The 23,398-nt window shown below is 70.0% G+C and carries 20 protein-coding genes; 9 read left to right on the top strand and 11 right to left on the bottom strand.

Annotated elements, in window-relative coordinates; all coding sequences use genetic code 11:
* The first annotated feature begins 80 nt into the window (after window positions 1–80).
* On the top strand, window positions 81–1,766 hold the full coding sequence (locus NF556_RS05210) for a phosphotransferase (protein ID WP_252594432.1): 1,686 nt from the start codon (window positions 81–83) through the stop codon (window positions 1,764–1,766).
* A 70-nt stretch (window positions 1,767–1,836) separates the two neighbouring features.
* Here the strand turns inward: NF556_RS05210 and NF556_RS05205 are convergent, their stop codons facing one another.
* Both NF556_RS05205 and NF556_RS05200 read right to left on the bottom strand, forming a co-directional pair.
* Window positions 1,837–2,199 (bottom strand): VOC family protein, encoded by a 363-nt coding sequence (locus NF556_RS05205; RefSeq protein ID WP_252594431.1) that lies wholly within the window; start codon window positions 2,197–2,199, stop codon window positions 1,837–1,839.
* A gap of 98 nt (window positions 2,200–2,297) precedes the next feature.
* A complete protein-coding gene (locus tag NF556_RS05200; protein WP_252594430.1) occupies window positions 2,298–2,927 on the bottom strand; it encodes a TetR/AcrR family transcriptional regulator in 630 nt (209 codons plus the stop codon).
* A gap of 102 nt (window positions 2,928–3,029) precedes the next feature.
* On the opposite strand from NF556_RS05200, the gene NF556_RS05195 reads away from it, so the two are divergent.
* A complete protein-coding gene (locus NF556_RS05195) occupies window positions 3,030–3,695 on the top strand; it encodes a hypothetical protein (protein WP_252594429.1) in 666 nt (221 codons plus the stop codon).
* Here the strand turns inward: NF556_RS05195 and NF556_RS05190 are convergent.
* The 3 genes from NF556_RS05190 to NF556_RS05180 are packed head-to-tail and all read right to left on the bottom strand — an operon-like array spanning window position 3,685 to window position 10,557.
* A complete protein-coding gene (locus NF556_RS05190; protein WP_252594428.1) occupies window positions 3,685–6,906 on the bottom strand; it encodes an ATP-dependent helicase in 3,222 nt (1,073 codons plus the stop codon). The genes NF556_RS05195 and NF556_RS05190 overlap by 11 nt on opposite strands.
* Window positions 6,903–10,268 carry an ATP-dependent helicase gene (locus tag NF556_RS05185; RefSeq protein ID WP_252594427.1) on the bottom strand — a complete coding sequence of 1,122 codons (3,366 nt, stop codon included), beginning with the start codon at window positions 10,266–10,268 and terminating at the stop codon, window positions 6,903–6,905. The genes NF556_RS05190 and NF556_RS05185 overlap by 4 nt, the downstream gene beginning before the upstream one ends.
* 13 nt (window positions 10,269–10,281) lie before the next feature.
* Window positions 10,282–10,557: an MGMT family protein gene (locus NF556_RS05180; protein ID WP_252594426.1), complete on the bottom strand. Its 276-nt coding sequence runs from the start codon at window positions 10,555–10,557 to the stop codon at window positions 10,282–10,284.
* Between the two features lie 104 nt (window positions 10,558–10,661).
* On the opposite strand from NF556_RS05180, the gene NF556_RS05175 reads away from it, so the two are divergent.
* The 3 genes from NF556_RS05175 to NF556_RS05165 all read left to right on the top strand — a co-directional run bounded on the left by NF556_RS05175 (window position 10,662) and on the right by NF556_RS05165 (window position 12,010).
* Window positions 10,662–11,294, top strand: coding sequence for a TetR/AcrR family transcriptional regulator (locus NF556_RS05175; protein ID WP_256829771.1), 633 nt, complete (start codon window positions 10,662–10,664; stop codon window positions 11,292–11,294).
* A 71-nt stretch (window positions 11,295–11,365) separates the two neighbouring features.
* Window positions 11,366–11,590: a DUF3107 domain-containing protein gene (locus NF556_RS05170; RefSeq protein ID WP_252594424.1), complete on the top strand. Its 225-nt coding sequence runs from the start codon at window positions 11,366–11,368 to the stop codon at window positions 11,588–11,590.
* Window positions 11,591–11,728: 138 nt separating this feature from the next.
* On the top strand, window positions 11,729–12,010 hold the full coding sequence (locus tag NF556_RS05165; protein WP_252594423.1) for a GlsB/YeaQ/YmgE family stress response membrane protein: 282 nt from the start codon (window positions 11,729–11,731) through the stop codon (window positions 12,008–12,010).
* A 107-nt stretch (window positions 12,011–12,117) separates the two neighbouring features.
* Here NF556_RS05165 and NF556_RS05160 read toward each other — a convergent pair whose 3' ends face one another.
* Window positions 12,118–12,801, bottom strand: coding sequence for a ferritin-like fold-containing protein (locus NF556_RS05160; protein WP_252594422.1), 684 nt, complete (start codon window positions 12,799–12,801; stop codon window positions 12,118–12,120).
* 207 nt (window positions 12,802–13,008) lie between these two features.
* Here NF556_RS05160 and NF556_RS05155 point away from each other — a divergent pair, with 207 nt between their 5' ends.
* Window positions 13,009–14,541: a DEAD/DEAH box helicase gene (locus NF556_RS05155; protein ID WP_252594421.1), complete on the top strand. Its 1,533-nt coding sequence runs from the start codon at window positions 13,009–13,011 to the stop codon at window positions 14,539–14,541.
* A gap of 109 nt (window positions 14,542–14,650) precedes the next feature.
* On the opposite strand, the gene NF556_RS05150 is transcribed toward NF556_RS05155, so the two are convergent.
* On the bottom strand, window positions 14,651–15,511 hold the full coding sequence (locus tag NF556_RS05150; RefSeq protein ID WP_252594420.1) for a PHP domain-containing protein: 861 nt from the start codon (window positions 15,509–15,511) through the stop codon (window positions 14,651–14,653).
* Between the two features lie 123 nt (window positions 15,512–15,634).
* On the opposite strand from NF556_RS05150, the gene NF556_RS05145 reads away from it, so the two are divergent.
* Window positions 15,635–16,381 (top strand): hypothetical protein, encoded by a 747-nt coding sequence (locus tag NF556_RS05145; RefSeq protein ID WP_252594419.1) that lies wholly within the window; start codon window positions 15,635–15,637, stop codon window positions 16,379–16,381.
* A gap of 77 nt (window positions 16,382–16,458) precedes the next feature.
* Here NF556_RS05145 and NF556_RS05140 read toward each other — a convergent pair whose 3' ends face one another.
* Entirely contained in the window at window positions 16,459–17,970 is a 1,512-nt protein-coding gene (locus tag NF556_RS05140) for a threonine/serine exporter family protein (RefSeq protein ID WP_252594418.1), read from the bottom strand.
* 59 nt (window positions 17,971–18,029) lie between these two features.
* On the opposite strand from NF556_RS05140, the gene NF556_RS05135 reads away from it, so the two are divergent.
* Window positions 18,030–19,523, top strand: coding sequence for an aminopeptidase P family protein (locus tag NF556_RS05135; RefSeq protein WP_252594417.1), 1,494 nt, complete (start codon window positions 18,030–18,032; stop codon window positions 19,521–19,523).
* 146 nt (window positions 19,524–19,669) lie between these two features.
* On the opposite strand, the gene NF556_RS05130 is transcribed toward NF556_RS05135, so the two are convergent.
* Window positions 19,670–20,689, bottom strand: a complete 1,020-nt coding sequence (locus tag NF556_RS05130) for an LLM class flavin-dependent oxidoreductase (RefSeq protein ID WP_252595721.1) — start codon at window positions 20,687–20,689, stop codon at window positions 19,670–19,672.
* 289 nt (window positions 20,690–20,978) lie between these two features.
* Between NF556_RS05130 and NF556_RS05125 the strand changes: the two genes are divergently transcribed.
* Window positions 20,979–22,394, top strand: coding sequence for an MFS transporter (locus NF556_RS05125; protein WP_252594416.1), 1,416 nt, complete (start codon window positions 20,979–20,981; stop codon window positions 22,392–22,394).
* Between the two features lie 6 nt (window positions 22,395–22,400).
* Here NF556_RS05125 and NF556_RS05120 read toward each other — a convergent pair whose 3' ends face one another.
* Together NF556_RS05120 and NF556_RS21335 are read right to left on the bottom strand one after the other, a co-directional pair.
* Window positions 22,401–23,066, bottom strand: coding sequence for a YflT domain-containing protein (locus tag NF556_RS05120; protein WP_252595719.1), 666 nt, complete (start codon window positions 23,064–23,066; stop codon window positions 22,401–22,403).
* Between the two features lie 85 nt (window positions 23,067–23,151).
* The gene (locus NF556_RS21335) at window positions 23,152–23,274 is read right to left on the bottom strand and encodes a hypothetical protein (RefSeq protein ID WP_256829738.1); all 123 of its coding nucleotides are present in this window, start codon (window positions 23,272–23,274) and stop codon (window positions 23,152–23,154) included.
* Window positions 23,275–23,398: the final 124 nt, after the last annotated feature.

Raw genomic sequence — 23,398 nt, 5'->3', positions numbered from 1 at the left:
GCGCGAACCACGACACCTTGGTGACCCCCGTGTCGCGCGGCTTACTGCACCACACGCACCGGACGTCATACGGTGGGAGGGTGATTCGTAGCGACCTGGCCCTGGCTGCCCTGGCCACTGCCGCCGTCCCCGGGATGCGGCCGGTGCAGGTTGCCGGCATCCGCACCAGCGAGGAGACCCCCCTCCACCAGTCCGCGCTCGTCGAGGACGTGACCGGGCGCAAGTGGTTGGTGCGTGCCCCGCTGGGCGCCGCGGCCGGCGCTGAGCTCGAGCGCAATGACGACCTGATCCGGCAACTGGGCAAGCACCTGCCATTCAAGGTGCCCGCTGCGGCCGGCTACGCCGACCTGGGACAGGACGGCCGGGCAGCGGTCTATCCGTATGTCGAGGGGCAGGGGCTCAGTCTGCGGCACCTGCCCGTGGGGCCGGGTCTGACCAACGCCGTCGGTCGGGCGCTGGCCGCCATCCACAACATGCCCCGCGAGCTCTTCGAGGAGCACGGGGTCCCGATCTTCGACGCCGCCGAGTTCCGCGCCCGCAAGCTGACCGAGCTGGACCGTGCGGCCGAGACCGGACATGTGCCCAACGGTCTGCTGGCCCGTTGGGAGCAGGCACTGGATGCCGATGTGATGTGGCAGTTCACCACGGTGCCGACGCACGGCTCCCTGGACGGCGCCTCGTTCCTGGTGGTCTTCTCCGAGGATGACGCGGCCAGCGGCCGGGTCGTTGGCATCGACGGCTGGGAGCGTGCGCAGGTCGCCGATCCGGCCGAGGACTTTGCCCGCCTGGTCCAGCAGTCACACCCGCATGCGGTCGATGCCGTCTTTGAGAGCTATTCGATGGCTCGCGGCGCCCGCCCTGACGGTTATCTGCTCAACCGGGCCCGCCTGGCCTCGGAGACGCGTCTGCTGGGCGGACTGGTGGCCGCGCTGGGTGCCGACGACCAGGCCTTCGTGCGCACCCGCGCCGACCAATTGCGCAAGCTGGACCGACTCACAGCCAATGACAACTCGCTGGTGCCCCGGACCGCGGTGGCACCCACCGGACCAGCGGTCGACGAGGACTCAGCCCCCACCGAGCCAACGGTCGACGAGGACTCAGCCCCCACCGAGCCAACGGTCGACGAGGACTCAGCCCCCAGCGAACCAACGGTCGACGGGGAGAGCACAGCCACCGAGCACAGGGCCGATAGCGAGGCGGCGGACAGGCCCGCGTCCGATGCCACCGCGACGGTGCCGGTGCCCGTCGCGCTCGATGACGAGGACGAGGACGACGAGCCTGCCTTCGTCGTGGAGCAACCGGCCGAGGGTGTCCACCTCGAGCCCGTCCGAGCAGCCGGTTCGGAGGCGGACGATGACACCAACCAGTTCGGCGACGATCCTGTCGCCGACGACTCGCCAGCCGTCTTAGCTCACGAACTGGATTGGCCAGACGCCTCCCCCACCGACGTGACGGCGCCCATCCCGATGTTCCGCCCCATCCAGTCGGCGCCGCCCGAGCAGTCCACCCCTGATCCCGCTGCTCCCGACCCCACCGAAGCTGAGCCTGATGAGCGTGCTGCTGATGAGGTTGAGCCTGATGAGCATGTGGACGAGGGTGATGCGGAGCCTGGTGAGGACGAAGGCACTGAAGCGGCTGCCTCCACGGACGAGCGAGCCGCGGAAGACCAGGAGCAGGAGCGAGCCGCGGAAGACCAGGAGCAGGAGCGACTGCACACGCTCTACGGCATGCCGGACGAGGACGAGCTCGAGTCCGATCAGCGCTGATCGCCAGATCAGCGCTGACCCGGGGCGCTCCCGATCAGTTGGTGTCGCTCTGCCCGCTGGCGCCCTGTGACTAGGACTGGGCCTCCTGCAGTGCCCAGCGGTTGCCATCCGGGTCGGCGAAGTAGATGAACCGGCCCCATGGTTGCGGGTCGACGTCGCTGACCTCCACGCCACGGCCCATGAGCTCGGCCCGCATCGCGTCGGCGTCGTCGATCACCATCTGCAGGTTGTCCAGCGACCCGGGAGTCATCGAGGTCAGTCCGGCGCCGAGGGCGATCGAGCAGGCTGAGCCCGGTGGTGTCAGCTGCACGAACCGGACGTCGTCGCTGACGACGTGATCGTGGTCGGCAACAAACCCCGCAGCGACATAGAACTCCTTGGCGCGATCCACATCAGTCACCGGGACTAAGACCAATTCCAATTTCATATCCATGCATTCGAGAGTATTTCTGCCGCACTCACATTCTCAAGAGGTTTATCCCCACCACTGAGTTGTCGTCAGTCGCGACGACGACAACGGGACGACAGCCCCTACGGAGCCTCGAGCAGCCGGCGCACAGCCCCCAGTTGGGCGTGGGCGAGCTCGCGGGCCGGGATGTCCTCGGCCCCGCGGTGCTGCACGCTCCACTCGTCGAAGACGCGCACCGTGGCGGTGAGCAGCCGTGCCTGCAGCTCCAGCGGGAGGTCGTCCCGGACGGCACCGGCTCGGCGCCCGGCCCGCAGCGCTTGCGCCAACCATCGGTCCACGGTGGAGAGATGGCGCTGGAGCGTCGAGGCACCGCTCGTGGGTGCGCCGGGCAGATACCACATGCGCCCTAGCAGGAGATAGATCTCGTCCTGACCTGCAGCGTTGAGCAGTCGGTCCACGATGCCGGTGATCGCACTCCAGAAGTCGGGCCCGAGGTCATCGACGGCTGGGACGTCCAGCTGCTCCAGCAGGGCGGGGCCGAACTCGGCGAGCACCGCGTCGAAGAGGTGCGCCTTGGAGCCCACGAAGTAGTAGAACGAGCTCTTGCTCAGCCCGCAGCTCTTGATGATCCGATTCAACGAGGCGTGCGGATAGCCGGCCTCGGCGAACTCGCGGGCAGCAGTGCGCAGCAGCGCGTCCCACTGGGACGGCTCCATCGCGCGCGACGGCTGGTCGGATCGAGACTCAGTCACCGTCCGAACATACCGGAAATCTAACGTCTGGACCAGCTAGTCCACACCTTGCTACTCTGTGGACCACCCGGTCCACAGAGAGTCAACGAGGAGTTGTGTGAGATGAGAGCGCCGTCGTCGCTCCGAGGGACGGCCCCAGTCCGTCAGGGACCACATCGCCCAGACCTGGCGATCGCCTGGAAGGTGCCGGCGCCCCGGCCCGGGTGGCGCGGCGCGGTGGACCGGTTCTTCGGTCCGGGACCGACCCGGGTGGAGGTCCTCGTGCAACTGTGCGGGATCCCCATCCTGGGCGTGCTCGTCCTGGCACACGTGGCCTCAGTCGGTGTGCAGCTGCACTGGTGGGGTGTCATCGCTCTGGCGATCTTCACCATCGACGCCCTCGGCGGGGTGCTCACCAACTCAACGGGTGCTGCCAAGCGCTGGTATCACCGGCCCGGCACGCGGGGCGAACGACTCCGGTTCGTCTCCCTGCACGTGGTCCACCTGGCACTGATCGCGATCCTGGTCCTCGATCAGCAGTGGGGGTGGCTGGCCCTGAACGCGGTGCTGCTGCTCGGACTTGCCCTGCTGATCGAGCACACGCCCTTGCCGGTGCGACGCCCCGTGGCGATGGGCGCCCTGGTGGCAGCAGCGCTGCTCAGCGCCACCCTGGTCCCAGTCCCGGACGGTCTGGGGTGGATCGCGCCGCTGCTGTTTCTGAAGCTTCTGGTGGCCCACCTGATCCCGGAGGCACCCTTCGCCAGCGTCGACGACGCGACTACGGCCTGAGCACGGGGGCAGCGTCGGCCAGCCCCGCCAGCAGGTCCTCAAGCTCCTGCTCCGAGTGCAGGTCAGGACGCACGGTCTCGCCGGTCGCCGCATAGAAGAACGCAGCGCTCACGCGCTCGGGGTCGATCCCCCGCAGGCGGGCATAGGCCACGCGATAGACGGCGAGCTGCAACACGCGGGTGCGCTCCCGCTCTCCCCCGCCGCGCGCTCCCGTCTTCCAGTCGACGACGACGAATCCGTCGCCGTGGCCGAAAACCGCGTCGATCCGACCTCGGACGGCACGGCCACCGAGCACGGTCTCGACCGGGACCTCGATCTCGACCGGCGACTGCCCCGCCCACTCGCTGGCCAGGAAGTTGGCGCGCATGGTCGACAGGTCGACCAGCTCGTGATCGGAGTCGGCCTGCAGGCCCTCCACCTCGACCAGCGACGGCATGCCGAAGTGCCGCTCAACCCAGGCGTGGAAGCTGGTGCCCGCCCGGGCCGCGTGGGCGGGGGGACCCGGGACGGGTCTGCGCAGGGCCCGCAGATAGGCCTCCTTGTCTGCGGTGAGCTCGACCAGGCCCGAGGTGGACAGGTGCTCGGGGAGCTGGGCGTGCCCTGCGACCTCGCGGGCTGCTCGCAACTCGGCGCGCTCGCGCAGCAGCCGAGTGACCTCGAGTCCAACCGGATCGTCCGGATCCGCGGCTGGCACGGCTCCTGCTCGGCGAGCGTCCAGGACGGCCTGCACAACGTCGGTGACCAGTCGGCGGCGGGCGTCAGGCACTGTCGGCCACGGCGCCAGCTGTTCCTCGGCGAGCAGTGGGTTGACCACCTGGGTCGGGTCGTCCGGGTCCGGCATGGGCGCCCAGTGGGCGACCTCCACCCCTCCATCGGGTGAGGCAATCACCTCCTCGAGGAAGCGAGATGTCTGTCGAGGTGTCTGTCCGGTCGACCAGACGGGCGCGGTCACCATGAGGTCGTGCCGTGCCCTGGTGAAGGCGACATACGCCAAGCGACGTTCCTCGTCCACCTGGTGGCGGCCACCGGCCAGGCCAAAGTCCTCCACGGCCTCCTTGAGCTCGTGCGTGTCCACCACAGAGTCCAGGGGGAGAGCCGGCAATCCTGCCACGTCGCCCCGGAGCGGATAGGGCAGCTTGCCCAGCCCGGTGAGCCAGCCCCTGTCCTTGGGTGTCGAGGCGCTCCACTCGCTGCCGTTGGGCCGGGTCCTGGTTGTGTAGGACGGGAAGATCCCCTCGGCCAGCCCAGGAACAGCGACGACGTCCCACTCCAGCCCCTTGGCTGCGTGGACCGTGAGGACCTGGACCGCCGAGTCCGACACCGAGACCTCGGCCATCTCCAGCCCACGCTCCCGCTCGCGCGCCGCCTCCAGCCAGTCCACGAAGCCGCCGAGCGTGGGCCGCTCGGCGCTCACCGAGAAGCCAGCTGCCACCTCGGCCAGGGCGTCGAGCTGTGCCCGGCCCCAGGCCGGTGGCAGGTCGGGGTTGGAGGTGACCTCCAGATCGAGACCGATCGCCCGCTCCGCCTCCACCAGCAGCTCAGGCAGCGGCAGGCCAGCGAGGGAGCGGACGCGGTCGACGGCCTGCCCCAACGCCCGCACCCGTGCCCGTGCAGTCTCACTCACCCGGCGCCCCCGCGACCCGGCCCAGGTGACCGGTGGCAGGCGATCCAGAGCATCGCTGAGGACGGCCTCGCTGCGTGGGAGCCCATCACTGTGGGCCAGGGCACCAACCCAGGCCCACAATCCATCGAGGTCGGCGGCCCCGAGTCGGCACACGGGCCCGGTGAGCAGGCGCATCAGGGCATCGCCCCTGGTCGGGTCCTGTGCCACGGTGAGCAGAGCCACCAGGTCAGCCACCTCGGGGGCGCTGAGCAGCCCGCCGAGGCCGACGATCTCGACGGGGAGCCCCTGACCTCGCAGCGCCTGCACGACCTCATCGAACTGGGCACGGTTGCGGCACAGGACGGCGGCGGTGCGCCCCGTGGGCTCTCCGTCGGCACCGATCCAGTGGCCTCGCACCCACTCGGCGACATAGCCGGCCTCGTCGCGGTGCGTGAGGAGTCGGGCGGCACGCACCGTGCCGGTGTCGGCACCGGGTCGAGGCTGCAACTGGGTCACGGGCACCCTGCTGCGCCGGCGGAGCGAGCTGGAGGCGTCGTTGGCCACGGTGAGGATCCGCTGCGCGTTGCGCCAGGAGGTCGACAGCGGCAGGACTGCGGCAGGGCGATCCCCGGCAGGGAAGATCTCCGGAAAACTGCTCAACGTCGTCGCGCTGGCGCCTCTCCAGCCATAGATCGACTGGCTCGGGTCGCCCACCGCCGTCAGCGGCATCTGCTCCCCAGCGAACAGGCTGGACAGCAGCACCATCTGGGCCTCGCTGGTGTCCTGAAACTCATCCAGCAGCACGGCCTTGCGCAGCTGGCGCTCCTGTGCGCCGACAGCCGGGAGCGTTGCTGCCAGGCGTGCGGCGATCGCCATCTGGTCGGCGAAGTCCAGCGTCCCCCGGGCTCTCTTGAGCTCACGGTAGCGCTCGACCAGTGGATAGACCCTCGCCTGATCGAGCAGGTCGTCGGCCGTCTCCGCCGCCAGCTTCAGTGGCTTCTTGTGGTCCCTGCCGGGCATCGCTGCGAGGCGGGCGGCATAGTGCTCGACGAGCTCGCGCGCCGACCGGGTCTCGACCAGATGCTCGGCCAGTTCCCCCGACAGCGACAGGACGGCGTCCACCAGGGTGGCGGGCGCCTTCTCGAAGCCGGCCAGGTCTGCATCGGTGGTGTGCACCACCTCGTGGGCCAGCTGCCAGGCGGACGCCTCGGACAGCAGGCGCGAGTCTGGCTCGATCCCCCACCGCAGCCCGTGCTCGGAAACCAGCCGTCCGGCATACGCGTGGTAGGTCGAGACCTCCGGCAGGGGCACCTCGTCGTCTTCGGCCGTCCACAGACCCTGCTCGGTCGCGGCTCGCAGTCGACGCCCGATCCGCTCGCCGAGCTCGATGGCTGCCTTGCGGGTGAAGGTGAGCCCGAGCACCTCCTCGGGCCGAGCGACACCGTTGACCACGAGCCAGACCACGCGGGAGGCCATCGTCTCGGTCTTGCCCGATCCGGCACCCGCGACGACCAGGGTCGGCTCCAGCGGTGCCTCGATGACCGCAACCTGCTCCTGCGTCGGCGGCAACTGACCCAGCGCCGAAGCGATCTCCAGTGCCCCGATCATGCGAGCATCCTCCCCTCCGGCTGGATCGGGCAGCTGAAGCGCACCGAGCACACCCGGCACCACGGACCGGGCGAGGCAGGGAAGGCCGCCCCACCCATGCCCTCGGCGGTCTCTGCGACCAGGTCGTGGGCCCACTGCGGATCTGGGTCCTGATCCAACGGTTGCTGCCGCTGCACACCGTGCTTCTGCTGCGGGTTGCCTCCCGGGGCCCCGATCTGGACCAGGGCCGCACCGGCCAGCCCGGGCTCTGCTGGCGCCGGCTCCTGTTCGGGCGCGGGCTCCTGCTCGGGGGCGTCCCCGGCCGCCCGCTTGGCGGCCTGCTCGAGCAGTCGGGAGCCACCAGCGACGACCCCGACCTGATAGACCCCCAGCTGCGGGTGCCGCTCCATCTCGGCCTTGGTGGGCCGGCTCTTGCCCGTCTTGAGGTCGATGACGAGCAGATCCCCTGAGGCATCCCGCTCCAGCCGGTCGACTCGACCAGAGATCTGGGCCCGCTCGTGCTCAGCGACGAGCTCCAGCTCGACCCCGACGAGTTCGCGCCCCGCTCCCTTGGCCTCGGCGACATAGGCGACGTAGCGCTGGAGCATGCGCTCGGCGCGCTCCCACTCCCGCCGCTGCACCCAGCCGTCCCCCAGGGCCAGCTCGTGCCATCGTGCACGCAGCCCCTCGGACAGCTCCGCGGCCCCGGCATCCGGTGCCTCGGCGATCACGTCATGGACCAGCGTGCCCACCGCTGCTGCCGAGAAATCGCCGGAGTCACCGCCCCGGCTCCCGAGCATCCAGCGCAGTCGACACTCGCTGAAGGTCTGCACACGCGACGGCGACACGGACACCGAACCCTCGGGCTGCAGCGCACGCTCGTCGGAGAGCGCCCGACCCTGCCACCAACTGGCGGGATCGGCACCGGCGACCCCGGCCTCGTCCAGGGTGATCAGGTGGCCAGCAGCGCGGTCCCGAGCCACCAGGTCTCCGTCGCGCTGCGCACGGACCAGGTCAGCCCGCAGCCTGGCGACCAGGCTGCGCAGGGTCAGGGGCGGGTCCACGTCGACCGGGACCCGCTCACCCTCGATCGGGTCCACCAGGTCCAGGAAGCTGGAGGGTTGCTCATCAACGCTGGCCACGGCGGTCACCAGCAGGGACGTGCGGGCGCGGGTGAGCGCGGAATAGAACTGGCGGACCTCGTCGACCCGGACCTGCGCCTGGGCGGCCCGCAGCCCGGCGGTGCCGACCACTGGGCGCCCGTGCAGCACAGACACCAGGGTCTCCGCGCCGAGCAGGGAGTCACGCAACCGCAGATCGGGCCAGACTCCCTCCTGCACACCGATCACCGCGACCAGGTCCCACTCGCGACCGGCAGCCGACTGGGGGGTGAGCACCTCGACAGCCTCGGTCGGGCGAGCTCGAGCCACGAGGGAGTCTGGGCTGACCTGCAGCGCCCTGACGTGGCTGAGGAACCCGTCGGGGCCGCGTCCGGGCAACCGGTCGACATAGGCCTCGGCAGCCCCGAACAGGGTCATCACCGCGTCGAGGTCGCGGTCGGCCCGGGCGCCCGCGGCGCCTCCGGCCAGGGCCGCCCCCCTCCAGACGTCGGCAACCCCCGCTGTGGACCACACCGCCCAGAGCACGGACTCGGCCGTGACGCCCGGCGACCAACCGCCGTCCACCTGGCGCGCGGCGGCGGCCCGTCCGGCCACCAGGACGTCGGCAAGGTGCGCCGCTGGCTCTGCATCGAACCCGAGGAGCCGGAGGCCTGCGGGCTGGTCGAGCAGGGAGGCCAGCACCTCCTCCGACGGCCGGGCACCACCGTCCTCACGCTCGGCCGCGGCCAGCACACGACGCAGCCGCATCAGGGCAACCGGGTCCGCGCCCCCGAGCGCGGATGTCACCAGCTCAACAGCCTCGGCTGCAGTGGGGCCGGCGCCCTCGGGTCGCAGGCACACCTCGTAGGCCAGCAGCAGCGCCCGCACCACCGGGTGCTCCTGGAGCGGGCCGGTGCTGGGTGGCTCATGCACGGGCACCCCGGCGCTGATCAGAGCGCGGCGCACCTGATCCAGCCGGGAGCGACTCCGGGCCAGCACCGCCATCTGTGACCAGGGCACCCGCTCGTCGCCGAGATGGGCCGCACGGAACCGGCCCGCCACCAGCGCGGCCTCCTGCGCGGCGGTGCGCACGGTCACGACCTCGAGCGGCCCCGGCGCGCCCTCCTCGGTGCTGGCCGGACCCGCCACCGGCGAAGCGGACGTGGCACTCTGCGCGATCAGCGGCTCGGGCCGTCGGTGGTCGGCGCCCGTGCTGGCGCCGACACGATCGACCACCCGGACGGTGGCGGCGAGCAGCTCGGGCCCGCGGCGGTGACTCACGCCGAGCACGGCACGCGTGGGCGCACTGCCGACCCGGGCGGCGAGCCGTCCGGCCAGGCGGGTGAAGCGGGCCGGGTCCGCGCCGCGGAAGCCCTGTCCGGTCACATCACCGTCTCCGATCAGGACCACCGACAGACCCGCGTGGTGGACCTGCTCGATCAGCCGCGCCGCCGACGCGGTGAGCTCCTGCGCGTCATCCACCACGATGAGCCGCACCCGGCGCCGGACCTGGTCTAGCAGACCCGGGTCGGCGGCGAGCCGGTCCGCGGCAGCGGTGCTGATCCACGCCGGGTCAAAGGTGGCCGGGCGCTGCAGGGCTGTCACCTCGTCATACTCCTCGAGCACTGCCGCCGCAGCCGCCCACTCGGGCCGCTCGTGCTGGGCCGCCAGGTCCTGCAACTCCTGCGGCCCCAAACCGTTTTCGACGGTGCGCATCAACAGATCGCGCAGCTGGTCGCGAAAGCCGCGGGTGGTGAGTGCCTCACGCAGCCCGGCCGGCCAGACGGGCCCCCCTCCCGACTCCCGGTGACCGGCGAGCAGGTCGGCGAGCACGACATCCTGCTCGGCGCCCGAGAGCAGTCGGGGCGCCGGCTCGTCGTCGGCGGCCGCGGCATCGCCGAGCAGGCTGAAGGCGAAGGCCGACGGGGTGCGCGCGAGCGGCTGCGTGGTCGTGCCCCCGACAGCGGCCGTGATCTGGTCGCGCAGCCGCCCCGCGGCCAGGCGGGTGGGTGCGAGGACGAGGGCCGTGTCGGGAGCCAGCCCGTCCCGGCGCACGCGATCGACCACGGTGGCCACCGCCACCCGGGTCTTGCCGGTGCCAGGCGCACCGATCACCTGCAGCACAGGAACCCGTTCGCGGACGGCGGCCTGCTGCGTGTCATCGAGCGCGTCCGCCGCGCCGTTGACGGTCTTCGCGTCGAGCAGGTCCCCCGTAGTGTTCCTCGCCGTAGTGTTCCTCGCCGTCGTGTTCTCCTCCGTGGTGTTCCCCTCCGTGATGTTCATTGGCCCCATCTGATCAGGAGCCACTGACACCGTCCCACCGGGCGGCCTTCATCTGCACGCCGCGACTGGTCAGCGGCGCCCCCTCCGCCAACAATTTCTCCCGCGCCTCCCCCTCGTGGCACTTCGGCAACTGGCCGTCAGCGCGCACGACTCGCCACCAGTTGGTGCTGCTGCCATAGCGCGACATGACCTGCCCGACCTGCCGCGGGCCGCCCTGCTCGAGCAGCTCGGCCACGTCCCCATAACTCAGGACGCAGCCGGAGGGGATACTGTCAACAAGTTCGATCACCCGGCCTGCGTACGCAGGCAGCGGCGCAGGGTCCGTCCGGAACGAGTGCATCGACACAGGATAGGACCGACAGCTCCCCACGGAGCGCGACCCGAGGAGGACCACTGCCCAGCCACGACACCACACCGAGCTCGCGTCTCCCCCGCGCTGCACGCCGGGAGCAACTGCTGGCCACGGCGCAGGAAGCCTTCGTCGACTCCGGCTATCACGCGACCTCGATGGACGAGATCGCCGATCGCGCCGGGGTCAGCAAGCCGGTGCTCTATCAGCACTTCGACGGCAAGCTCGAGCTCTATCTGGGCCTGCTGGAGACGCAGTCCGACCTGCTCATCGACCGCCTCGAGGCCGCGCTAGCTTCGAGCGACGACAACGCGGAGCGGATCGGGGCGACGGTTCGTGCCTACTTCCAGTTCGCCGACGAGCCCAACGGTGCACACCGGTTGTTGTTCGAGACCGACCTGATCAGCGAGCCGGCGGTGCGCGACCTGCTCGAGCGACCGGTCGTGCAGTGCGCCGACGCTGTCGCCAAGCTGATCGCCCAGGACACCGGCCTGCCGTTCTCCAGCGCCCAACTGCTCGGGGTCAGCCTCGTGGGCATGGCCCAGGCCTGTGCCCAACGCTGGGTCTCCGAGGGTCGTCAGACGCCGCTGGACGAGGCGGTCGAGCTCGTCTCGACCGTTGCCTGGCGTGGCCTGGGACGCTTCCCGCTGACCCGGGCAGAAAACGACGCCGACTAACGTTGACGCCTGAGAACACCCCAGACTGAACACCCCAGACTGAAGACTGACCGACCAGAGATTGAGGGAGCATGGAAGTACGTATCGGTGTCAAGCACGTCAGCCGTGAGGTTGTCATCGAGTCCGCGCAGAAGGCCGAGGAGGTCCAGGAGATCGTCACCAGCGCCCTGGGCGGCGAGGGCACGCTGGACCTGACCGACGACAAGGGTCGCCGCGTCCTCATCCCGGTGGATTCGGTGGCCTACGTCGAGATCGGCGTCGAGGAAGCCGGCAAGGTGGGCTTCGGAAGTTACTGATCGGTCGAAGATCCCCCAACCCCACCCGTCACAGCAGTACCATGAGCACCGCCCAGACGGACTGGGTTCGCGGCACCGGGTCCTCCGGCTGTCTCGGAACATCGTCGTGCACTGCACAGCGAGAAAGGTTGGATCACCATGTTGTGGACCATCATCGGGGCGCTGATCGCGGGTTGCATTATCGGCCCCCTCGCCCGTCTCATCCTGCCCGGCAAGCAGAACATCTCGATCCCGATCACCATCCTGCTGGGCGCCGTGGGATCCCTCGCGGGGTCCTGGCTCTACACCCTGATCAGCGGCAACAGCGACACCCCAGGTTTTGACTGGGTTGCCTTCGGCCTCGGCGTCGTCGTGGCCATCGTGCTCGTGCTGATCTATGGCGCGGTCAGCGGCAAGGACAACACCCACAAGCGCATCTGACCTCAGCAACACCCCAAGAAGGCGTGGTCCCCAGCGGGGACCGCGCCTTCTTCCTGTTCGTCTTCTTCCGGCCAGCCCTCTCTTTGACTGTATGCCGAGGGGCCAGGTCAGGGGGTCAGGCCCAGGTTGGCCATGCGCTGGCCGTGCAGGTCGATCAGCCGGGTGAACATCCGACCCAGGTCAGCCAGGTCGACGCCGTTGCCGTGGCCACCGACCAACAGTCCCAGCAGGGCCTCCCGCTCGAGCGCGACATACTGCGTCTGCGCGATCGCCTCCCCCACCAGGCGCCGGGCCCACAGGGCCAACCGACCGGCCACCGGAGGGTCCAGCTCAATCGCGTCGTTAAGGGTGCGCACCACAAACTCCTCCTGAGCGTCGGCCTCGAGCACCGCCTCGATCAGCTCCCGCGAGGCGTCATCGACGTGCTGGGCGATCTCGCGATAGAAGTCGCGCGCGATGCCGTCCCCGACATAGACCTTGATCAGGGCCTCCAGCCAGTCCCGGGGCCGGGTCCGTTCGTGGAAGGCATCCACCGGCCCGGTGAACGGCGCCATCACCGCTTCCGGGTCGTGTCCCAGGTCGTGCAGCCGGGCGCCGATCCGCTCGAAGTGCTCCAGCTCGGCCCCAGCCGAGCGCCCCATCCACACCCGCACCCCGAGCCCGGGTGCCACCAGGGCATCGGAGGCCATCCGCAGACCCGCCGTCAGCTCGGCATACCCGATCGCCCCGAGCAGGTCGACGACCGCCTCGGGGACGTGGCCGGACGCGGCGTCAGACTGCACAGGATTCATGGGGTGAACCGTAGCGCCTCGCCGGTGGCCTAGACTGGCGACACCAGCGGTGCCCGGTCGGCATGACACCAGGCTGCACAGCAGCCGCCCACAGAAGACTTCCGATCGGCCCGACCACGCAGGGCCCTCCCGTGGCGCACGACGCGCCGGGACACCGGGCGACACGTCTGTCCCCGGTCCGGGCCCGCCGAACGGAAGACGACCTTCATGGTGGAAGAAACCCGCACCTTCGCAGACTTTGATGTCCACGCGGACATCGTCGCCGCCCTCGCCGAGGGAGGCATCACCCACCCGTTCCCGATCCAGGCGATGACCCTGCCGGTTGCGCTCGGGGGGCACGACATCATCGGTCAGGCCAAGACCGGCACGGGCAAGACGCTCGGTTTCGGCATCCCGATGATCCAGCGGCTCACGGCGCCGCAGGACGCGGGCTTCGACGCCCTCGCCAAGCCGGGCGCCCCGCAGGCCCTCGCGGTCGCACCGACCCGTGAGCTGGCCGTGCAGGTTGCCGGTGACCTCACCAAGGCAGCCGCTCAGCGTGGCGGGGCTCGTGTGTTGACGGTCTACGGTGGCCGGGCCTACGAGCCGCAGATCGAGGCGCTGCGCAAGGGCATCGAGATCGTCGTCGGCACCCCCGGTCGCCTGATCGACCTCGCCCAGCAGGGGCACCTGGACCTTGGCCACGCCCGCACCGTCGTGCTCGACGAGGCCGACGAGATGCTCGACCTCGGCTTCCTGCCCGACGTCGAGAAGCTGCTCGCGATGACTCCGGCCGGCCGTCAGACGATGCTCTTCTCCGCCACGATGCCCGGTGCGGTCGTCTCGCTGGCCCGGCGCTACATGACCCAGCCCACCCACATCCGCGCGATGAGCGAGGACGGCGAGGGCCACACCGTGGCCGCCGTCGAGCAGTTCGTCTACCGCGCGCACGCGATGGACAAGGTCGAGATGCTGGCACGCATCCTGCAGGCCGAGGGCCGCGGGCTGACGATCATCTTCGCCCGCACCAAGCGCACCGCCGCCAAGGTCGCGGACGACCTGGTCGAGCGCGGCTTCGCGGCAGCGCCCATCCACGGTGACCTCGGGCAGGGCGCCCGGGAGCAGGCGCTGCGGGCCTTCCGCAACGGCAAGGTCGACATCCTGGTCGCCACCGACGTCGCGGCCCGCGGCATCGACGTCGAGGCCGTCACGCACGTCATCAACTATCAGTGTCCCGAGGACGAGAAGACCTACCTGCACCGCATCGGTCGCACCGGCCGCGCGGGCGCCACGGGCGTGGCTGTCACGTTCGTCGACTGGGACGACCTGCACCGCTGGGGCATGATCAACAAGACCCTCGACCTCGGCATCCCGGAGCCGACGGAGACCTACTCCTCCTCACCGCACCTGTTCGCCGAGATGAAGATCCCGGAGGGCACCCGCGGCACGCTGCCGAAGTCGGCGCGGACCCGCGAGGGTCTGTCGGCCGAGCGTTATGAGGACCTCGGCGAGACCGGTGGCCGTCCGGATCGCTCCGGCGGTCGTTCCGGTGGTGGCCGCTCCGGCGGAGGTCGTTCCGGCGGTGGCCGTTCGGGTGGTGGACGCTCGGGGGGTGGCCGCTCCGGTGGTCACGGCTCCTCGGAGGAGGCCGGCCGGTCCCAGCGCAACTCCGACGGCCCGGGCAGCAGCGAGCCACGCCAGCGCAAGCCGCGCAACCGTCAGCGCCGCCGCGGCGGCAGCGGCCAGCCCGCCACGCAGTAAGTCGTTCCTCGTGAGTGCAGTCAGCGCCCCTCCAGGGTCGTTACCTGCACTCACGAGCGGGACGACCGACGCCGCTCTCACCGACTGAGCGGGACGACCGTCGCGACTCTCACCGACTGAGTGGGGCACCTAGCGCCGACGACCCGGTCCCGCGCTCAAGCAACTCCTCCAGCACCTCGGGTGCCGTCGTGTTCTCGCCGAGGCGGTTGTCCTTGCCTGCCCCGTGATAGTCGCTCGCGCCGGTCTGGAGCAGGTCCAGTCGCCGCGCCAGCTCAGCGGCGTGGGCGCGCTGGGACGGACCGTGGTCGCGGTGGTTGACCTCGATCCCACCCAGGCCGGCCCGGGCCATCGCCGCGATGACGTCATCGCCGACCACCAGCCCACGCTCGCTCGCCAAGGGGTGGGCGATCACAGCCACCCCGCCTGCCTCCCGGATCACCTCAACGGCCCGCAGCACGTCGGGGGCATAGTGCCCGACGTAATAGCGGGATCGTCCGTTGAGCACGTCGGCGAAGGCCGCGTTGCGGTCCGGGAACCGCCCAGCGGCAACCATGGCGTCGGCCAGATGCGGGCGTCCCGGCGTCGCGCCCTCCTTCAACTGCGCGAGGACCTGTTCGTAGGAGTCGAGGTAACCGTCCGCAATCAGCAGGTCCGCCATCTTGCGCAGGCGTCCGACCCGCGAGTCCAGGGACTGGCGCATCTCCTCCCGCAGCGGCTCGGACGCCGGGTCCACCAGATAGGCCAGCACGTGCACGCTGATCCCACGACTCTGGCAGGACAGCTCGACGCCCGGGATCACGCTCACCCCCGCCTCGCGACCAGCGAGGTCGGCCTCCGCCCAACCCTCCACGGTGTCGTGGTCGGTCAGGGCGAGCGCACCCAGGCCGGCGGCGGCACCGGCTCGAACCACCTCTGCCGGGGTTTCGGTTCCGTCGCTGCGGTTGGAGTGGGTGTGCAGATCGATGAGCATGCTGCCAACCTACTGAGCCAACTGCCTGAGTCGGTCACCGTGCCGGCGACCGTGCCGTCGCGGACTCCCCGGGCAGACTTCATGGGTCACCTTCCTGGGCCAACCCACGGCATACTGGATCGGGTGAGAAACCTGCGACTTGACCGAGCACACCCCCGGCGACGTGCCACCTCGCTGCGCGCGCTGGCCGCGACCGTGACCGCGAGCGCCCTGCTGCTCAGCTCCTGCAGCAGCGACGACCCGGAGGTGGAGGACCCCACCACCTCCGAGGCCACCACGGACGAGGCCACCACGGACGACGGCGAGGCCACCACGGACGACGGCGAGACCACCGACGCCGCGGAGACCACCGAGGCTCCTGGCACCGACGACCAGGAGGAGACCGCGACGGAGGCGCCGAGCGACGACGCCGAGGAGACGGCGGTGCCCAGCGGCCCCATCACCTCCGACGACGGCGCGTTCGAGGTCACGGCGCCGGACGGGTGGGTTGACGTGCGCGAGCAGGTCGAGCAGCAGGTCGAGATTGCCGTGCGCGACGACGAGATGACCGATGACTTCTTCACCAACATCGTGGTCGCCAGCGAGGAGCCGATCGGGGACCTGGAGGACTCCATCGAGGCAGCCGCAGAGCAGGTCGCCGGTGCCGACGGGGACTACGAGATGCTCGACCCGATCCAGATCGCCGGCACGGATGCCTATGGCTTTGTGCTGACCCGCGTCACGGGCGGCGTCGAGGTCGCCCAGACCCAGTGGTGGGTCGAGCACGGCGAGCGACTCTATGTCACGACCTTCAGCACCGCCAAGACCCAGGAGGAGGCCAGCCGGCCCATCATGGAGGAGATCCTGTCCACCTGGACCTGGCAGGACTGACACCAAACCAAGCCCCCGTATGCCGTGGGCTGGGTGAGTCACCCAGCCCCACGGCATACGGTGTGGCAGAACAGATCTCAGCGCATTGCGCCTCGCGCGCGCATCCGGGCCCGCTGGGCAGCGGCGTCCAGGCCGAACTTGCGGCGGGCCAGGTACTGACCCACCCAGACGCCTCCGGCCAGGGCGAGACCGATCGAGATTGCCAGGACCACCTCGGCCGCAGCCTGGGGCAGCAGCACCGAGTTGTCCATGCCCAGGAAGATCGCGCGATAGACCGCCATGCCTGGCAGCAGGGGCACGATCCCGGCCATGACCATGGCCAGCTCCGGGACGCGCAGCAGCCGGTGTGCGGCATAGGCGACGGCGCCGACCACGATGGCCGGCACGACCACGGACTCGGCCGGACCGAGCCCCAACAGGATCATCAACTCATAGACGACCCAGGACCCGGCCGCGATCGCCGTCGCCAACAGGACGGCCCGGAAGCCGGTGTAGGTGGCCCACGCAAAGCCCGCGCCGATCGCGGCCGCGGCCAGGGTGGACTGCAGGGGCATGCCGCCCACGGAGATGAACGGTGAGATCTCCATCGGGATGCCCAGACGCCAGGCGATGCCGAGGACCGTGGCAACACCGACGGCCAGGCCCAGGGTCAGGATCCCGACCTCCAGGCCGCGTGCTGCCGCGGTGACGTAGTAACCGTCGATCGCGTCCTGCGCCGCCCCCATCACGCTGAGTCCAGACAGCAGCAGGATGATGCCGGAGATGACCACCAGCGAGGGTGAGTCCACCCCGGGGATCTCCCAACCCTCGTCGCGCATCCAGAAGATCACGACCGCGACCGCGGTGGGGATCGCCGCGCTCACCGCCTGGTTGAGGAAGTCGGCGACCGCGGCCCGCGCCAGTCTGCGCTGGACGCTGACCACCACGACAGTCGTCAGGGCGGCGATGAGCCACATCATCGGGCCGGCGCCGAACAGGGCGACGACGCCGACCGCCAGCAGGGCGTCACCGGCGGTGACCAGCCAGCGGCGATAGGGGTGCGGTGCGGCGAGGACCCGGGCCAGCTCGTCGCGGGCGACCTCCGGCTCGGGGACGTCCTCCCCTGGCTGTGGCTGGGCGATCTCGTCGACGAGCAGCTGCAGGTTCTGCAGGCGGGTGTAGTCGCGGGTGCGCACCCGGATCACCCGCATGACCGCCAGGGGGTCCTCGTCCAGGCCCCGGTGGATCGAGACGGTGATGGAGGTGAAGGTGATGTCGATGTGCGCGGACTTGATGCCATAGGCACCGACCAACCGCAGCACGGTGGCGACCACCTCAGAGGCGGAGGCACCGGTGGACAGCATGGCCTCACCGACCCGCAGGGCCAGGTCGATCACCGCCCGCGCGTGCCGTTGGGACACCTCGTCGTCGCTGCCCGGGACGGCGATCGCGATGGTGGGCGGACCGACGCCCTTCATCGCCCACTGGGCACGGGTTCGCCAGGCACGGCCGACCCGGGGCACGGGGCGCACCTGTCGTCCGGAGATCACTTGGGGGCCAGTGACATCACCTCCCAGCGGCAGGTCGGGGAAGTTCAGCTCGTCGCTCACAGGTCCAGCGTAGGGACTCCGTCGGACCAGTGCGCAGCGAGACATGCAAGGATGGTCGGGTGAGTGAAAAGCAGCACAAGGCCGAGCACCGCAGCCGTCCCAACAGCCCCGAGTTCCGGGCGTTTATCGCCAAGGGTTGGGCGGACCACGGCGCAGATCTCCCGTCAACGACCGAGGCCGCGCAGCATGCCGAGGCGCGCCGAGAGGCGGTCTCCGCCGCCTTCCCCGGGGAGCGGCTCGTCGTCCCCGCCGGTGGGCTGAAGGTCCGCAGCAACGACACCGACTACGTCTTCCGACCGCACACCGCGTTTGCGCACCTGACTGGTCTGGGGTCCGACCGTGAGCCGGACGCTGTTCTGGTCCTGGACCCGCGTGAGGACGGCGGCCACGACGCCGTGCTCTATTTCCGCCCGCTCGCCGGTCGCGACACCGAGGAGTTCTTCGCCGACTCCCGCGTTGGTGAGTTCTGGGTCGGGCGCCGGCCCACCCTGGCAGGCATGGCCGCCGAGCTGGGCATCGAGACCCGCGACCTGTCCGAGCTGTCGGACGCCGTCGCCAAGGACGCCGGGGCGATCACCGTGCGGGTGGTTGGCGAGGCCGACGCCGCGGTGGCCGAGCTCGTCGAGACGGCGCGCTCCCAGGCCGCCGAGCACAATGTCGAGACCGCCGCCGAGGCCGACGTCGAGCTCTCCCGCTTCCTGTCCACGCTGCGGCTGGTCAAGGACGAGTGGGAGGTCGGGCAGATGCAGGAGGCCTGCGACGCCACCGCCGACGCTTTCGACGCCGTCGTCTCCGAGCTGCCCGAGGCGGTCAAGCGCGGTCGGGGCGAGCGCTGGGTGGAGGGCGTCTTCGGTTTGCACGCCCGGCACTCCGGCAACGGGGTCGGCTATGACTCGATCTGTGCGTCGGGCGACCACGCCACGACGCTGCACTGGATCCGCAACACCGGTGAGGTGCGCGACGGTGACCTGCTGCTGCTTGATGCCGGTGTCGAGGTCGACTCCCTCTTCACCGCCGATGTCACGCGCACGGTCCCCGTCAACGGCACCTTCACGGACACGCAGCGCACGATCTATGAGGCGGTCCTGGAGGCCCAGGAGGCCGGCCTGGCCGCGGCGAAGCCGGGCAACAAGTTCAGCGACGTCCACGCCGCCGCGATCAAGGTCATCGCCACCAAGCTCTTCGAGTGGGGCCTGCTGCCCGACGGAGTCACCGTCGAGGCGACCCTCGACCCCGAGCACGGTCAGCAGCACCGACGCTGGATGGTCCACGGCACCAGCCACCACCTCGGCCTGGACGTGCACGACTGCGCCCTGGCGCTGCGCGAGGACTATCTGGACGCAGAGCTGCTCCCGGGCATGGTCATCACCGTCGAGCCGGGTCTGTACTTCAAGGCCGACGACCTGCTGGTGCCCGAGGAGTTCCGCGGCACCGGCGTGCGCATCGAGGACGACATCGTCATCACCGAGGACGGCAACCGCAACCTCTCCGTGGCGCTGCCCCGCACGGCCGACGAGGTCGAGGCCTGGGTGCAGTCCGGAGGCCAGCGCTAGCCCCCCGCAAAAAGATAAAGGTTTCGTACACCGACCCCGCCTTTTCATAGCGGTCTCGTACAGGTTAGGCGTGCGAGACCTCTACGAAGATCCGGGAGAACCGTGCGAAACCTTTATCTTTTTGCGGGGGAACCGGTCCGCTGCCCTCAGCGCCAGCCGAGCCCCGGCGCCACGTGCCGCACGACGCTGTCGAGGATGTGGGCGTTGTAGTCGACGCCCAGCTGGTTGGGCACCGTCAGCAGCAGCGTGTCCGCCGCCGCGATCGCCTCGTCCTGCGCGAGCTGAGCGATCAGGGAGTCCGGCTCCGCGGCATACGTCTTGCCAAACCGAGCCAGCCCACCCTCGAGGCGACCGACCTGGTCCTGGCTGCGGGTCTGCAAACCGAAGAACTGGTGATCCATCTCGTTGACCAGCGGGAAGATGCTGCGGCTCACGGACACCTGCGGAGTCCAGTCGTGCCCGGCGCCGGCCCAGGCATCACGGAAGACCTGGATCTGCTCGGCCTGGAGCTGGTGGAAAGGCACCCCGGTGTCCTCCGTGAGCAGGGTGGAGCTCATCAGGTTCATCCCCTGCTGCGCCGTCCGCTGCGCGGTCGCGCGCGACCCGGCACCCCACCAGATGCGGCGCCGCAGGCCGGGTGAGTGCGGCTCGATGCGCAGCAGCCCGGGCGGGTTGGGGAACATCGGACTGGGGTTGGGCTCGGCGAAGCCCTCCCCGTCGAGCACGTCGAGGAAGCGGGCCGTGTGCCGACGGGCCAGGTCCGCGTCGGTCTCCCCGTCCGCGGGCACATGGCCGAGGTGCTCATAGCCCTTGATCACCTGCTCGGGCGATCCGCGGCTGATGCCCAACTGCAGTCGGCCACCAGAGATCAGGTCGGCAGCGCCGGCGTCCTCGGCCATGTAGAGGGGGTTCTCGTAGCGCATGTCGATCACGCCGGTGCCGATCTCGATGCGGCTCGTCCGCGCACCGACGGCCGCGAGCAGCGGGAAGGGCGAGGCGAGCTGCTGGGCAAAGTGGTGCACCCGGAAGTAGGCACCGTCGGCGCCGATCTCCTCGGCCGCGACGGCCAGCTCGATCGACTGCAGCAGCGCGTCGGAGGCGCTGCGCACAGCCGAGTGCGGGGAGTCGGTCCAGTGACCGAAGGACAGGAACCCGATCTTCTTCACAGTCGGGTCAACACCCAGAGAGCCGATCGTATGCCGTGGCTCACCTCGGCCCGCGGCCGTGGTCGCCTCGGTCGAAAGGCCCATGACTCAGCCCGTGCACCGCTGTTAGCCTTGGTGTCATGTCAGCCGCATCGTGCTCGGCCGCCTGCGCGGCAGTGACCAAGGTGTCCCGCTAGCGGCGGGACGCGTCACAGCACCACTCCTGAATCGTCCTGCCGCTTCGTGACCAGACCGGGGCGGCACCTTCTCGTGCTGCTCGGAAACCTCTCTGAGCAACGGAGCACCACTGATGCGTTCAGGCAGTTCCCCCTCCCCCGGGCACAGCCCGACCTCGACCCGCGCGCTGCTGTTGCTGTGCGCGATGTCGATGCTGCAGTTCTTCATCGCGGTCGACGTGACCGTGGTCAACATCGCCCTGCCCTCGATCGGCACGACCTTCGGGGTCAGCGGCAACGCCCTGACCTGGGTCGTGGTCGGCTACACCATCACTGGCGGTGGTCTGCTGATGCTCGGTGGGCGCCTCGGCGACCTGTGGGGGCGCCGGCGCACCCTGCTGGTCGGCACGACGGTGTTCGGTGCGGCCTCCCTGTTGGCCGGGCTGGCACCCTCGTTCGAGATCCTCGTGGTCGCCCGCCTCCTGCAGGGGGTGGGTGAGGCCATCGCGTTGCCGGCCGCGATGGCCACGATCGTGTTGCTGTTCCCCGAGGGTCCGCAACGATCACGTGCCCTGAGCGTGTGGGCCGCGGTCGCCAGCTGCGGGCTGGTCGTCGGGTTCGCGATGTCAGGCATCATCACCGCCTATCTGGGCTGGCGATGGATCTTTCTGATCTCCGTGCCGTTCATCCTGGTCGTGGTCATCGCGGCCCTCTTCCTGCTCGACAACGATCGGCCCGCGAGGCGCCGTCCGGGCCGGTTGGACCTGCCCGGCGCGGCCCTGCTCACCGCCTGCCCGCTGTTGTTCACCTTCGGCGTGGTCGAGGCCGGTGAGGCCGGCGCGAGCCTGTGGCTGAGCGCGGCGGCTCTGGTGGGCGCAGTGTTGGCCGGCGTCGGGTTCGTGCGGGTCGAGGCAGCCTCGGCAAACCCGCTGGTGCCCCTGGGCTTCTTCGCCGATCGCGCTCGCGTGAGCGCGAACCTGACGACGGTGCTGCTCAGTGCCGCACTGTCGACCTCGTTCCTGCTGTTCACGTTCTATCTGCAGGACCACCTGGGCATCGGACCGCTCGGCTCCGGCCTCCTCATGCTGCCGCTGGCCGCCGCCCTGATCCTTGCGTCCGTCCTGGTCCCTCGGTTCCTGTCGAGGTGGGGAGCGCGCACCTGCGTGCTGACCGGTCTGGGCTCTGCCGCCTGCGCCATGGTGGTGGTGGCCCTGGTGGCCTTCCTCGATGCAGGGGCACTGTGGCTGCTCCCAGCGATGCTGCTGATCGCTGCCGGGATGGGCTTCGGCATCGTCGGGCTGCAATACGTCGCGGTCGGTGGCACGACCGACGAGGACGCGGGGATCGCGTCCGGCGTGCAACGCGCCGCGGACCAACTCGGTGGCGCCAGCGGGGTGGCCCTGTATGTCGGGATCGGGTTCGCTCCCGCCCTGCACTCGGGCGACCCGTTCATCATCGCCGCTCTGCTCGCGGTCGCCGGCCTCGGTGTGGGTGCGCTGATCGCCCAGCGCGTGCCGGGACGCGACGTCCCGCAGGAGGCACCTGTCTAACGGTGCTCAGCTCTGCGTGTCGCGCGGGGGTTGCTCGGTGGCCTCTGGCTGCTGGGCGCCCTGCGGCGCGGGCTGCTCGGCGGTCGGTGGCTGCTGCGGAGCGCCTTGCGGCGGAGACTGCGGGGCCCCCTGCGGCGGGGACTGAAAGGGCGGCTGCTGGGTCGGCGGGCGATAGCCGAGCGTGCCCGGACCACCCGGCATCTCAACGAGCAGGTCGCGGGCCTGTTGGGCGAACTTGTGCTCGGTCAGCACCTCATAGCGGGTCGCGATGACCTGCGAGACCGAGGTGAAGTCACGCTGTCCACGGGTGAGGGCGTGGCCCAGCAGAGCCCACACGAGGGCGAAGACCGCACCGAAGAGCATCGACCACAGGACGGTCGTGAAGGCGTCTCCACTCGGCGCGAAGAGGGCGAAGATCAGACCGACGAACAGGCCCATCCAGATGCCGGTGACCAGCCCGGCGAGCGCGACGCGCCCCATCGTGAGGCGACCGGTGACCCGCTCGACCTGACGCAGATCGGTCCCCACGATCATGCAGTTTTCCACCGGGAACGAGCGGTCTGACAGGAAGTCGACCGCCTTTTGCGCGTCCTCGTATTTCTCGAAGACCCCCAGGGACATCGGGTAGTCGAGCGTGAGGCCGGTGATGCGGCCACGTCCGGTGCTGGGCATGCTGGTCACAAGGCCATCCTGACACTAATGTGGCCCGGCACGCTCGCTGAGCGTCCGGGCCACGGGTCTGCGGTGCTGATGGTGATCAGCGGAGTCCGAAGAGTCGCTTGCGCGGCTTGAGGGCCTTGCGTGCGATGTCGGACGGAGTCCGATGACGATAGGCGCGAAGCGTGGCGTAGTCGTAGGTGCTGCCGGTCTGGAAACCCATCAGGGTGTTCGTGCTCCTTCATTGCATAGTTGAACCGTCACCTGTGACAGCGAGTGGCCCACTCAGAAGATTCCCACCCTTCTCGTGAGGTCGGTCACACGGGTGGCTAGTCGCTATCCTGCCC

Origin of the sequence: Ornithinimicrobium faecis, assembly GCF_023923225.1 — a bacterium.
GTDB lineage: Bacteria > Actinomycetota > Actinomycetes > Actinomycetales > Dermatophilaceae > Ornithinicoccus > Ornithinicoccus faecis.
This window is presented reverse-complemented; position numbering and strand designations above follow the sequence as displayed.